Genomic DNA, 12,781 nt, shown 5'->3' with positions numbered 1-12,781 from the left:
CGCAGTCGGTCCGGGGAGAGGCTTATTGCGACGATTTCTGGATCGTCGGCTTCACCTTGTCGCCGACGTTGAGGAAGGCGCCCGCCAGCACGACGACCTTTTCGTTGCCGGTCAGACCCGACGCGATCGACACGCCGCCATCGGTGACGGTGCCGACCTTGACCGGGCGCCGTTCGATCTTGTCGTCCTTGCCGACGATCAGGACATAATTGCCCTCGGGACCGCTCTGCACCGCGCTTTCGGGAAGCAGAGGCGCCTCGGCCGAACCCGAGACCAGGCGGGCGTCGGCGAAGCCGCCGGGACGCAGAGCATCGCTGTAGGGGACGGCAATGCGCACGGTGCCCTGCCGCGTGTCGGGATTGACGACCGGCGACACCTGCCACACCTGTCCGGCAATCTGCAGATTGGTGCCGACCGGGGTCACGGTCGCGCGCGTTCCGGAGCGGACACGCTGGAGATCGCCCTCGGCAAGCTGCGCGAGCATTTCCATCTCGCCGCCCTTGGCCATGCGGAACAGCACGCCGCTGCCGGCGCCGACGACCTGACCCGGTTCGACCTGGCGCGTAAGCACCAGACCCGCCGCAGGCGCGACGATGTTCAGACGGCCGTTGCGCGCAACGGCTTCCTTATACTGTGCCTCCGCAACGCGAACCCGCGCGTTCGCGGAGTCGCGCGTCGCGCGCTTGCGGTCGAGATCCGCCTTGGAGATGAAGCCTCGGCTGATCAGCGCTTCGGCGCGATCGAGCTCGGATTGCGCCAGATCGGCGTCCGCCCTGGCGACGCGGATCGATGCGGAAAGGCTCGCGGCCTGCTGCGCCTGCACCGAGCGGTCGATCACCGCGAGCGTCTGGCCCGCGCCGACCCACTGACCGGGTTCGACCAGAACCCTGACGACCTGGCCGCCCTCGCCCGCGACACCGACCGGCATCTCGCGCCGTGCGGCGATGGTGCCATTGGCGGCGATGACCGCTTCGACCGACTGTCGGCCCGGGATCATCACCGTCACGGTCGGCGTGCTGGCGCCCGCAGCGGCGCCCGCGGCGCCGCCCGAGGCCGCGCCGTCGCCGGCCTTGCCCGAACCGAACGCAAACCAGGCGACGGCAAGCACGATCGCGGTCAACACCAGAGCGACGATCAGGATCGTGCGCTTGCGGCGATTGTCCGCCTCTTCGTAAAAGCTTTGGGTCGAACCCGCCAGGCTATCCATCGAATCCACTTTCCGCTCGTAGTTCACATCGAACTCCCCATCCCTCCGCGCCGGCATGTGCCGCAGCCGTCCGTGACGGCCGCCCCTCTCTTCCGAACGGCAGGACAAATATGTCGAAGGTGTATTACCCTATTACATCACCACATACAAGAGGCGATTGAGCCCGTGCACACCCCGCACACAGCTGCGCGCGACTAGGCGAAATCATCCGTCTTTTCCAGCGTTTATGCCCATGAAAAAGGGCGGCCTGCTGTCGCAGACCACCCTTTTTCGAGCCTTCGCTCCGCTTTGGAGCTATGTCGGTTTCAGCGCTTCAGCGCACCCTGCCCCGCCGGACCAGATTGACGATGGCAAGCAGGATCACGGCGCCAAGAAAGGCCGTCAGCAACGTCTTCGGATCGAACGCGTCACCACGCAAATGGCCGCCGCCGATCAGACCGCCGAGCAGAAACCGACCCAGAATAGAGCCGATGCAGCCGACGATGATATTCAGGAAAATGCCTTGTTGTGCGTCGGTACGCATTACGATGCTGGCAAGCCAGCCGATGATGCCGCCCACGACGATAGCGATGATGAAATCGATCATGACATTGACCCCCTACGATCATTGTTGCCCGCCTGTCTGCGGGTATGTGCTTGATAACGCGAACAGCCCCGATTGCCTAACGAATTGGCGGCGACCCGAAGGACGCCGCCATCGGACGTCAGCGGACGCTGCCGCGGCGCACCAGATTCACGATCGCCAGCAGGATGATCGCACCCAGCAGCGACACGAGGAAGCTGTACAGCGTAATCGCGTTGTTGATCGAACCGCCGCCGATCAGCAAGCCGCCGATGAAGGCGCCGATGATGCCGACAACGATATTGAGCAGGATGCCCTGCTGCGCGTCGGTGCGCATGACGATGCTTGCCAGCCAGCCGACCACACCGCCGACAACGAGCCAGATGATAATGCCGATCATGTTGCAATCTCCTCCTTGGACACAGTCGAACATCGATGCGGCACCCGTTCCGACGCTCGGCCGGTCGCGGTGCGACATCGCTTCAACGATGCGATCATAATGTCGATGGAGGGCGAAAAGTTCCCGGCCGCTTCCCCGAAAGGTCACGGCCGGGACAGTGGGATCAGTTCCGGTCGGGGAACTGCTCCGGGTCGCAGGACGGGATTTAGGGGGATTGGTGCGCCGCGGTTGTGACAGACATCACAGGCGCGAAAAAAAGTGCCGAAGGCCGATAGCGGCACCCAAACAGGCGGCGCTCAAACGAAATGGGGGCCGACATCGCTGCCAACCCCCACTATCCGGTTTCGATCGTCGCGCGTCCGTTCCGCTTCATCCCGAACCGCTGGCCTGGCGACCAGCAGCCCGCCAAACGATGCGTCGCGGCGCGCGCCGGCTCGATCCGGCGATGGTTCGGTCGGCCCCCTTTCGGGGGCCGGCCTCACCCGGAAAGCCCTTCGTCATCCGGTCTGCGCGTCCGCCGAAGCGGTCGCCGTCCAAGCGACGGTCTGCTTTCCCGCACCCGATCGGGTTCGCCTCAACTCGTGGGAATCGCGGCGTTCCGTGATCGAGCTATCGGTCAATTTCCTCGTCAACCGGTCCGTTCTCTTCTGGCTAGTCTTGCAACCACCCTTCGTGTCCCGGCGGTCCGACGTCTCTGTCGTCCGATGATTTGAAGCTGACATGAAGGCCGCGGAGCGCCAAATAAAAAACGCGCTTTCGCGCGCAGCACACGCCGCCTTCTGTGGATAAGTCCGGCATTAGCAACAAGCGGATTCGGTGCAGCATTTTTGTAACAGCGCTGCAGCATTTTCGGATTCGCCCAGAGGCGGTTTGAGCGACGACTCGCCGATCCGACTCGCCCCGCGCGACGACGACTCGCGACTCAGCGAGCGCCCAGATCGCCCTTGCCGACGGTTCCCGACGCCATTTCGAGCATCCGGTCGAGGCTCTTGCGCGCGGCAAGGCGCAGGTCCTCGTCGAGTTCGATCTGCGGCTTCAGGTCGCGCAGCGCGATGTAGAGCTTTTCCATCGTGTTGAGCGCCATATAGGGGCAGATGTTGCAGTTGCAGTTGCCGTCCGCACCCGGCGCACCGATGAAATTCTTCCCGGGCAGCGCGAGCTGCATCTGGTGAATGATATGCGGTTCGGTCGCGACGATCAGCGTATCGCCATCGAAGGTCTTGGCGAATTGCAGGATGCCGCTGGTCGATCCGACATAATCGGCATGATCGACGATATAGGGCGGACATTCGGGGTGCGCCGCGACCGGCGCGTCCGGATGCTGCGCCTTCAGCTTCAGCAGCTCGGTTTCGCTGAAGGCTTCGTGGACGATGCAAACACCGGGCCACAGCAGCATGTCGCGCCCGAACTTGCGGTTCAGATAGCCGCCGAGGTGGCGGTCGGGACCGAAGATGATCTTCTGTTCGGGCGGGATCTGGCTGATGATCGTCTCGGCGCTCGACGAGGTCACGATTACGTCGCTGAGCGCCTTCACCGCCGCCGAGCAGTTGATGTAGGTCAGCGCGATATGGTCGGGATGGGCGGCGCGGAACCGCGCGAATTGTTCGGGCGGGCAGCTGTCCTCCAGGCTGCACCCGGCGTCGAGATCGGGCAGGATCACGATCTTTTCGGGGCTGAGAATCTTCGCCGTCTCGGCCATGAACTTGACCCCGCAAAAGGCGATGACATCGGCATCGGTCTCGGCCGCCTTGCGCGAAAGCTCGAGCGAATCGCCGACGAAATCGGCAAGATCCTGAATTTCGGGCTTCTGGTAATAATGCGCCAGAATCACCGCATTGCGCTCCTTGCGCAGACGATCGATCTCGGCGCGCAGGTCGAGGCCGGAGAGATTTTCGCGGACGGGAGCAGTCATGGCGGTTCCTTGTCGGTGCTTGTCGGGCGCTCCCTACACCGCCGTCAGCGCGAGGGCAAACGCGCCCGCCGCGGCTTATGCCGGCCGCGGCTGGTCAGCCGCCGCCAAGGCGCCGCGCAAGCTCCTCGACCGGCGGTGCCAATGCGAGCGAGTAGACCGCAATGCGGGTTAGCACCACCGCGAGCGCGACCCGGATCGTCGCCGGGTGCACGCGCCCGATCGTGCGGCGGTCATGGAACGCGATCAGGCCGACGACCGCGAGTTCGACGAGACCGATCGGAATGTCGGACCAGCCGATCATCAGCGGTAGCGGCAAGACGCGCCCAAGCGCCGGTTCGAGGACGATGATCGTCGCCCCCAGCATCAGGCGCCGGTGCCAGTCGGTGGCACGGCGGCGGCGGATCGCAGCATAGACAAGCAACCCGAACGCGATCGCTTCGATTGCGGTCAGCGCGAGAAAATAGGGTGCGGTGAAAAAGGGCGGCTGGCGGTGCAGGATCACCGCGGCAAAGCCGGTGAAGATGCCAAGCCCGACGATGATCGTCGCCAGCGCGGCGCCGGTCCAGCCAAGCTGGCGGTGCAGCGTCCGGTTGCCCGCCGCCGCCAGGCGAGGCTGGACGACGAGAAGCCCGAGCCAGCCGAACATCGCCAGCGCGTGCAGATGCACCCAAATCGGTGCGGCTACCGGATCGGCCAGCCCGCGAAATGCGAACTGGGCGAATGCGACGAAGATGAAAAGCGCGAGGCCGATTGCCATACGCTGCCAGAAACGCTCGCCGGCGAGCGCGCGATTTGCGGTCGTTGCCATGCCATACCCCCCTCAGGCCGGACAGGCGGCGGAAGCTAGCGTGAAGCCCGCGCGGACGAAAGCCGAAATTTCGGAGGGGCTCAGCGCCCGAAGCGCGCCGTGACCTTGGCGTCGATCCCCGCGGCTTTGAGGGGCATCGCAAAGCTTTGTTCGATCGCCGTCCGGGCGGCATTTTCGGCGAGCCGCATCGGCGTGTCGCCCCGCGCCTGCTTGATCAATTCGGCCTGCCCCGCCTTGCGATTAGCGGCATCGAGCGCCTGTTCGGCATCGGTCAGCGTCAGAAGGATCAGCCCGTCGCGATATTCGCTGATCGCATCGATGTCGATTTCCGGCCCCGCGAGGCGCAGCGGCGGCAAGGTGACCGTCAGCGCGTTGTTCGCCGCATCCCAGTCGAGATCGGCGGGCTTCAGCTTGGCAAGATCGACCTCGTACCGCACCGTCCCCGGCATGATCAGCGTCTTCTTGGCCTCCAGCCCCAGCCGGTTCTGAGTCGAGGTCACGACCGCGACATAGCGCGCGGTGAAGGGCACGAGGACATTCTGCTCCTGAAGCCCCTGGAGGCTCGCCGCAACCACGGTTTGCGGCGCCGTACCCTCGCGCCAATCGCGCCACGCCGAAACCGTCCACCATGTGCCGAGCACGAACAGCATTGCGGTCGCGAGGAGAAGAAGGCGGGCAATCATGCGCCCGGACGAAATTTTCGCTTCGGTCATGGCGTCGTGTAGGCCGAGCAATCGGGCGCCGGGCGATCCATTTCATATCGCGCGGTTGCGGGATTATAGTGCAGAACACGTTCGTAGCTGCAGTCGAAGTCGCGCCAGTCCGAAAGATCGGCCTTGGTCAGCTTTTGTCCGCTATTGTCTTCGCCGCGCCGCGCCGTTTGCGGATAGGCCGTCGCTACGCTGCGATAAAGCAATGCCGGGAGTTCGGCTCCATCGCCCGGCGCCGGGTTGAGCGTGGCAATGAAGCGATACTCGTCATGGCAGGCACCGAGCCTGTCCTTTGCATCGCGCTCCGAAAAGCAGGCACGGATGATGAGCGAACTGTCCCAAACGACGTCGAGCACTTCGCTGCCGAAGCCGATCGCGTCGGGCGGCGTGGTCAAACGGAAAAGATGCAGGCGTCCACCAGTCCCGCCGCCGCCCGAATAGCCCGTCCTCTCGGTCGTTACGAATCCGGCAAGATACTCCGATCCCGCCGCCTGTCCGGCCACGTCGTCGCGGGGAACAGCAATGAGATGGGGCCAGAGCGCAATGTCCGGCGCGGCGGCAAGGGGAGCGGGTAACGGCAGGTCCGTTCCCGCAGCATCGCCCGATATCGGAGCGGCGACGTGAAGCGCGCGCGCATCGCCATCTCCCGTAAGCGCGAGGCATAGGCCCCTATCGGCAACGCACAGCGCCCCGTCGCCTCCGGGTGACAGCATCACGATGCGGTCGTCCGATGGCGCATCGGGCGCGGCTTGCGCGGCGAGAGCCAGCAGGATGATCGCGATCATTCAGCAAAGCTCCCAGGTCTGATCCTCGACGCGCACCCGGCCCCGCGCCTGCAGATCGAGAAGATGGGCGAGCACCGATCGGCCCGCAGCGCCGGTCAGGCGGGGGTCGAGCCCCTTGTACATATGCTTCACCATATCGGGGACGACGCGCGGCCCCTTTTCCAGTTCCCGCAATATCTGGCGCTCGCGCTGCCTGCGATGGCCGAGCATGCCGCGAACGAGTTGTTTGGGCTTTGCGACCGCGGGACCATGCGCCGGATAATAGACGCGGTCGTCGCGGTCATAGAGCTTGGCAAGGCTCGCCATATAGGCGGCCATGTCGCCGTCGGGCGGGCTGACGACGCTCGTCGACCAGGCCATGACATGGTCGCCGGTGAACAGCGCACCGCTTTCCATAAGCGCGTAGCATAAATGGTTCGACGTGTGGCCCGGTGTTGCCACCGCCTCGATCGTCCAGCCGTCGCCCGCGATCTGCTCACCGTCCGTCAGCACGCGGTCGGGCGCATAATCGGGGTCGAAGGCCGAATCGGCGCGCGGGCCATCGTCCGAAAGCGCGAGCGGTGCGCAGCCGATAATCGGCGCGCCCGTCGCCTGTTTCAGCGGCATCGCGGCGGGGCTATGGTCGCGGTGCGTATGCGTGCAGAGGATCGCCGCCACGCTCTGCCCTTCGACGGCGCGCAAAATTGCATCGACATGCCCTGCGCCATTCGCGTCGGGTGGATCGCCGATGCTCATCCCCGATCCGGTCGGGCCGGGGTCGATGATCGCGACATCGCGGCCGGCGCCGACGATCCATGTCTGGGTTCCGGTGAAGGTATAGGGGGACGGATTGGGCGCGAGCACGCGGCGCACCAGCGGCTCATGCTGTTCGCAGTCGCCGGCGCGGATCGTGTCGGGCCAGGGTTTTTCTTCGCTCACCCCTCCCATGTGGCATCGCGCGGGCGAAAGGAAAAGCCCGCGCCCGCCGAAAGAAGGGCAAAAGGGGGACGGAGAAAGGAAGCGGGGACAACCGCGCTCCCTTTCCCCGCCCCTGCCGCCGATCCCAACCGGGGAGCAAAGACCGGCGTCAAAGCTGATCCGGTTACTGGCCCTTTTCGGCTTCTGCGATGGCGCGATCCATGTCGGCGATCACCTTGGCGCGCATTTCGCCGGACATCGCGCTGCGGCTGTCGGCGGCCAACCGGTCGCGCGCCTTTTTGAGCGCCGCGACCCGATCGGCCTTGCTCGCCCCGGCATCGCCGCACACCATCATCACCATGCGGTTGCGGCCGCCCTGTTCCTGTTCGTCGCTGGAAAACAGCCGAACCGATTTCGGCCCGTCCTTGCAGGTGGCCGTCGCCATCGCCTTGCCATCCTTCGAACGCCAGGCGCCTTCGCCCATCGGAGGCATCGGCGGGAGTGGCGGCATTGGCGGCATCGGTGCCAGCGCGGTGCGGAAGCGCTCGGTGCGCTTGGCTTCCAGCTTGTCCGCTATGGCCTCGGCGCGCGCGCCGCTGATGCCCTGTTCCGTCAGCGTCGCCAGAATGTCCTCGCGCGACAGATTCCCCGGCAAGTGAAGCTCGAACCGTCGTCCCTCTCCGGTACCGGGCGCCAGCGTGACACGCGCCGCCTTGCCGTCGCCATCCGCGATCTGGCGCACGACCACGCGGTTCACTTCGCGCCGCGTGCCGTCGGCCGAGGTCGTCACGGTTTCGCTCTCGCCATCGCCCTTGGTGGTGACGATCATGATATGGTGCGGACCGTCCGCAACCGGCTCAAGAGGTGCGGGAGGGGCCGGGGGCGCTTCGGGCGCGGCGGGCGGAGCCGGCGGAGCCGGCGGCGCGATCAAACCGGCGTCCTGAACATGCGCGGTGGCGGTCCCAGCTGGAACGAGCGTCGCGGTCGCGCCGAGCACGGCCAGCGTCGCGCTGCCTACGAGAAGCTTTCCGGCAAGGCGTCGCTTTTTCGAAATATCCTGCTGCGTCAACATGGTCAGCCTCTCCTGCAGATTATCGTGAACCGCCATCGGGGCGGCAAGTGACAGGCGCGCACCGACCGCCGCCTTGGCGATCGCGGCGGCATAATGGGCGGTGCGCACGCGGCGTTCGGCGGTATCGGCTATCGTCAGCACGCGCGCGTCGCACGCCGCCTCCTGGTCGAAACGAAACGCCCGGATCGCGCGCCACGCGAGCGGGTTGAACCATTGCGAGGCGAGCAGCAGCAGCGCGGCGCTGTTTGCCCACAGATCGCCGTGGCGATGGTGCGCAAGTTCATGATCGATCGCCAGCGCGCGCTCTTCGGCGGCGTAGCGGGCGAAAAAGTCGGGGGGTACCGCCACATATCGGCTGAAAAGGCCAAAGGCGACGGGACCATCGACGGCGCCGCTCATGACGAGACGGATCGACCCGATCGGTTCGAGCGCGACCGCCGCATCCAGCACCAGCCGCCGGAAGCGCATATGCCGCACGATCGCCGTCGCGATCAGCAACAGCGCGCCCGCCATCCACAGGGTGAACAGCAGCGGCAGCGCGTCGGCCAGCCCCCAGCTCGGCTGCGGCATCGCCGCCGGCGTCCCGATCGTACGCGCCGCGTCGGCCGCCTCGATCAGTACGACATCGGCCGGGACGGTCACCGCGGCCGGGGTCGCCACGGGATCGGCAAAGGGCAAGGGCGGCAGCACCAGCCGCAGCGCCGGCACGAGCCAGAGCGCATAGGTCAGGCGCGGACCGAACTGGCGCGCAAAGGGCTTGCGCACCAGCAGCACCGCGAGGACGAGCAGAGCGGTGGTGACGAGCGTGTCGCCCCAAATCTGCATGATGGTCGCGCCGCTCATGACTTGAGCTTCCGGAGCAGCGCCTCGATCTCGGCGATATCGGCGTCGGTCAAGGCTTCGCGGTCGGCGAGATGCGCGATCAGCGGGCTGACGCGGCCGCCGAAGAGGCGATCGACGAAACGCTGCGATTCCTCGCCCACCGCCGCGTCGCGATCGACCGCCGGGCGATAGAGATAACGCCGACCGTCGGCCTCCGCCGCAACGGCGCCCTTCTGCACGAGCCGCGCGAGCAGCGTCTTGACCGTCGCTTGCGTCCAGCCGTTCGCCCGGCCGACGCGCGCGGTCAGATCGGCCGCGGTCTGCGGGGCGTCATCCCACAGTGCGGCCAGCACCTGCATTTCGGATTCGCTTGGTCGTTCCGCCATGGTGAACCCCTCCCTTCGGCTGCGACAATCTATGCGACTACAAATGTAGTCAATTGACTGAACGGTCGATGAACGGGATTTTTCCGGCCGGTGTCGGGATTTTTGACAAGTCTGCCGCGCGGTAAGAAATCGCTAACCAGCGTAACCCGCTGATTTGCGCGACGGCCCGAAAATGGCACGGCACTTGTATAGTAAGATATGTTCCCGAGTGTTCCGCTCAATGGAGCGGTGGGGGGCATCGGTCTGGTCCCTGATGCCCCCTGCCCCCACCGGGACATCCCCACTTGCCCCCGACGCAGACGGGGGGCGGAGCGGCCTTCAGGCCCCGCCCCCCGGATGCATTTCCCGCATCGATTTCGCTGTTGTTACGGCTTCAGCCCGAAGCGGGCATAATCGCGTTCGGTCGACGGCGACAGCTGGCGCGCGATCGCGAGATCGGCCGCGGCATCGGTGGCGCGGCCCAGCCGCTGGTAGACGATCGCACGCAGGAAGCGGCTCGATGCGAGCGACGGCACCTGCAGTAGCGCCGCGTCGAGATCGCGCAGCGCATCGTCGTTGCGGCCGAGGCGCAGCCACACCAGCGCGCGGCTGTCCAGAATATGCGCCGTGCTGTCCGCCAGTTCCATCGCCGAGGTGCAGTCCTTGAGCGCGCTGTCGACCGCGACTTCGCGCGATGCCTTCACCCAGCAGCGCGCGTTGAGCAGGTCGGGCGACCCGGGCTTTGTCGCAACGAGCGCATCGAGTTCGTCGATCGCGGCCTTGGGATCGCCGAATTCGCCCACCATCGCCGCCTTGGCGAGCCGGAGGTCGCTTTTCGATTTGCCGCCAAGCGCGATGCGATCATCGAACATCCGCGTCGCCGCGGCGACATCGCCCTTTTCGGCGGTCAGCATTGCGACAGCCCCGATCGCGCCGAGCGACGAGGGGTCGAGCTTGCGCGCCTCTTCGGCATCGGCGAGCGCGCCCGCAATATTCCCCAATTCCTTGCGCACCCCCGACCGGGACAGATAGGCGTCCTCCGACGGCTGCAATGCGATCTGGCGGGTCAACGTCTGCTCGGCTGCCTTGTAATCGCCGATGCCGCGCTGGAACGACGCTTCGCTGATCAGCGCCGACACATTTTCCTCATCGGCCTTGGCGGCGTTGACCGCATAAATCGACCGCACTGCGTCGAGCTGCGACGTCGATGGTGCGCCTTTCAGGTTCCAGCGCCGCCGCGCATCCTCGGGCGCGACCAGCCGCGGGGTCTGGCTGATGACGGTGGCAACGCGGTCGCGCTCGGCCGCGACATCCGTCGGCGCGATTTCGACGCCGCTGCTCGCCAGCACCTCGTCGACGACGACATAGCCGTCGGCCATCGTCACGCTGCGTTTGACATCGACGCCGGCGAGCCGCGCGTCGAGCGCGCCTTCGCCCTCGATCTTGTAGTCACGGCCGCCGTCGGGCAACCGGACGCGCAAACGATAATGCGCATAGTCGGGCGCGCCCGTCGCAACGGGAATATTCGCCCAGGAAGCGCGCGCGCGGTCGGGCGAAAATTCGATCAGATTGCCGACACGCGACAGCCAGCGCTCGCTGTGATTATCCTCGCGCTCCCACCCCGATCCGAACACGCCGCGCGCGGTGATCGTCACGCTGCCGTCCGAGGCGTCGGGTTTGGCTTCCAGCTTGTCGAACTGCGCCTGCCCGACGAAATTCTGGAGCAGGCCGTTCAGCATGTCCTCCTGCTCCTTGGGACCGAGCTGCGCGGTCGACAGGGTAAGCAGGCTCGCGAGCTGGCCGCGCACGACCATGTCGACCTTGATGACCGACGGAAGGTCGATGCTGGTGCTTTCGTCGGCATCGAGCGCCAGGTCGATCGTCGGACGCGCCGGACGGCGCAGCGCGATCTTCTCCAGCTCCGCCCCTTCGGCGCGCACCGGCAGGACATAGCCAAAGGCCGGCGTATCGCGAATATCGGCGAGCCGCGTGCCGAGCCCCGTTCCGTCGAGCCACAGCGGCTCGCCGCCGATCGTCGCCTTGACGATGACATGATTGAAAGCCAGCGCGGTGGGCAGGCGGCTCGCCACCGCATCGCCGAGCTGCGCATGCGCAAGCACCGGTTCGGCGTCGATATCCATCGCGTGCAGCATCGCGAGCAGCAGCAGCGTTTTCGCCTTGCAGTCGCCATAGCGGACGTCCCAGGTCTTCGCGGGCGCCTGCGGCACATAATTACCGCCGTCCATGCCGACCGCCAGATAGCGAACCTTGTCCTGCACGAGTTGCAAGGCTTTGGCGGCGCGTTCGAGCGGGTCGATCGTCGCCGCCTTGATCGCCGCCACTTCGGCGGCGAGCGGGCTATCGTCCGCGATGGTGCCGGCGGTCGCGTACAGCGGCGCCATCACCTTCGACACGTCGGACCAGCCCGAAAAGGTCGATGCCTCGATCAGCGGCGGGCTGCGAAAGCGCATCGGCGCGTCCGACGGCATTTCGGCCTGTTTCGCGATCGGCAGGGTGACCGGCAGCTCGTAATAGGCGCCCTTGCGCACCGGCTTCAGCGTGACGCCATTGGCGAAGGATTTCCATTGCAGCTTGTCGTCGGCGCGCCAGGACAGACGGTAGCTGCCCGATCCGATGCGCGCGGGTTCGGCGATCAGCGGCACAGCCAGCTGTGCGCGGCCGCCCAGCGCGTCATCCTTGTTGGTGATCGACATGCGCAGCCGCAACATGTCGCCCACGCGCAGTCCCTCGACGGGCAGATTGGCCGACAGGATGCCGGTCAGTTCGCGCTGTTCGAGCGCTTCTTCGCGGCGCAATACGGTAAACTTCTGGCCGCCCGCCAGTGCGTCGATCACCTGCCCGTCGCGGATGATCGACAGTTCGTGGACGATCAGATCGCCCTTGTCCGGCGCCCAGCCGACCGTCACATTGCTGTTCTGCGCCAGTTCTTCGGGTGTGTTGAGTTTGATGACGGTGTCGGTGTAATTCCAGACCGTCGCGCCATCGACACGCTGTTCGATATCGAGCACCTGCAACCCGCCGCCCGGTGCAGCGTCGGGCAGGGTGGCGACCTGTGCCCAGTCGGGCGCGGGCTGATAGAGCGGTTGCTCACCCGCCAACGCCGACCCGGCCGGGCCAATCAGCAATACCACACCGGCAACACGTCCCCATCCGGCCATCGGCCTTTTCCCCCAATCAAATGCCCCAAAACAAATTCCAGCCTGCATGGGCTGAGGGCGCG

11 protein-coding genes are annotated in these 12,781 nt (G+C 65.9%); all 11 read right to left on the bottom strand.

All coding sequences use genetic code 11. The features are described from left to right. Nucleotides 1–22 precede the first annotated feature (22 nt). The 11 genes from ATE59_RS13785 to ATE59_RS13735 all read right to left on the bottom strand — a co-directional run bounded on the left by ATE59_RS13785 (nt 23) and on the right by ATE59_RS13735 (nt 12,719). The gene (locus tag ATE59_RS13785) at nt 23–1,207 is read right to left on the bottom strand and encodes an efflux RND transporter periplasmic adaptor subunit (RefSeq protein WP_058812898.1); all 1,185 of its coding nucleotides are present in this window, start codon (nt 1,205–1,207) and stop codon (nt 23–25) included. A gap of 313 nt (nt 1,208–1,520) precedes the next feature. Continuing rightward, the gene (locus ATE59_RS13780) at nt 1,521–1,793 is read right to left on the bottom strand and encodes a GlsB/YeaQ/YmgE family stress response membrane protein (RefSeq protein ID WP_058812897.1); all 273 of its coding nucleotides are present in this window, start codon (nt 1,791–1,793) and stop codon (nt 1,521–1,523) included. 118 nt (nt 1,794–1,911) lie between these two features. Next, on the bottom strand, nt 1,912–2,166 hold the full coding sequence (locus ATE59_RS13775) for a GlsB/YeaQ/YmgE family stress response membrane protein (protein ID WP_058812925.1): 255 nt from the start codon (nt 2,164–2,166) through the stop codon (nt 1,912–1,914). Nucleotides 2,167–3,091: 925 nt separating this feature from the next. Then, entirely contained in the window at nt 3,092–4,081 is a 990-nt protein-coding gene (nadA, locus tag ATE59_RS13770; protein WP_058812896.1) for a quinolinate synthase NadA, read from the bottom strand. Nucleotides 4,082–4,175: 94 nt separating this feature from the next. Further along, a complete protein-coding gene (locus tag ATE59_RS13765; RefSeq protein ID WP_058812895.1) occupies nt 4,176–4,889 on the bottom strand; it encodes a hypothetical protein in 714 nt (237 codons plus the stop codon). A gap of 80 nt (nt 4,890–4,969) precedes the next feature. Further along, nucleotides 4,970–5,602, bottom strand: coding sequence for a DUF4230 domain-containing protein (locus tag ATE59_RS13760; RefSeq protein ID WP_231737377.1), 633 nt, complete (start codon nt 5,600–5,602; stop codon nt 4,970–4,972). Further along, nucleotides 5,599–6,384 (bottom strand): hypothetical protein, encoded by a 786-nt coding sequence (locus ATE59_RS13755; protein WP_058812894.1) that lies wholly within the window; start codon nt 6,382–6,384, stop codon nt 5,599–5,601. Before ATE59_RS13755 ends, ATE59_RS13760 begins: the two co-directional genes overlap by 4 nt. Then, entirely contained in the window at nt 6,385–7,311 is a 927-nt protein-coding gene (locus ATE59_RS13750) for an MBL fold metallo-hydrolase (RefSeq protein ID WP_443029281.1), read from the bottom strand. 154 nt (nt 7,312–7,465) lie between these two features. Further along, the gene (locus ATE59_RS13745) at nt 7,466–9,196 is read right to left on the bottom strand and encodes a M56 family metallopeptidase (protein WP_058812892.1); all 1,731 of its coding nucleotides are present in this window, start codon (nt 9,194–9,196) and stop codon (nt 7,466–7,468) included. Next, entirely contained in the window at nt 9,193–9,561 is a 369-nt protein-coding gene (locus ATE59_RS13740) for a BlaI/MecI/CopY family transcriptional regulator (protein ID WP_058812891.1), read from the bottom strand. The genes ATE59_RS13745 and ATE59_RS13740 overlap by 4 nt, the downstream gene beginning before the upstream one ends. A 365-nt stretch (nt 9,562–9,926) precedes the next feature. Beyond that, complete coding sequence (locus ATE59_RS13735; RefSeq protein WP_231737375.1) at nt 9,927–12,719, bottom strand: DUF3857 domain-containing protein; 2,793 nt, start codon at nt 12,717–12,719, stop codon at nt 9,927–9,929. Nucleotides 12,720–12,781: the final 62 nt, after the last annotated feature.

It is taken from the genome of Sphingopyxis sp. A083 (assembly GCF_001468495.1).
Taxonomy (GTDB): domain Bacteria; phylum Pseudomonadota; class Alphaproteobacteria; order Sphingomonadales; family Sphingomonadaceae; genus Sphingopyxis; species Sphingopyxis terrae.
This window is presented reverse-complemented; position numbering and strand designations above follow the sequence as displayed.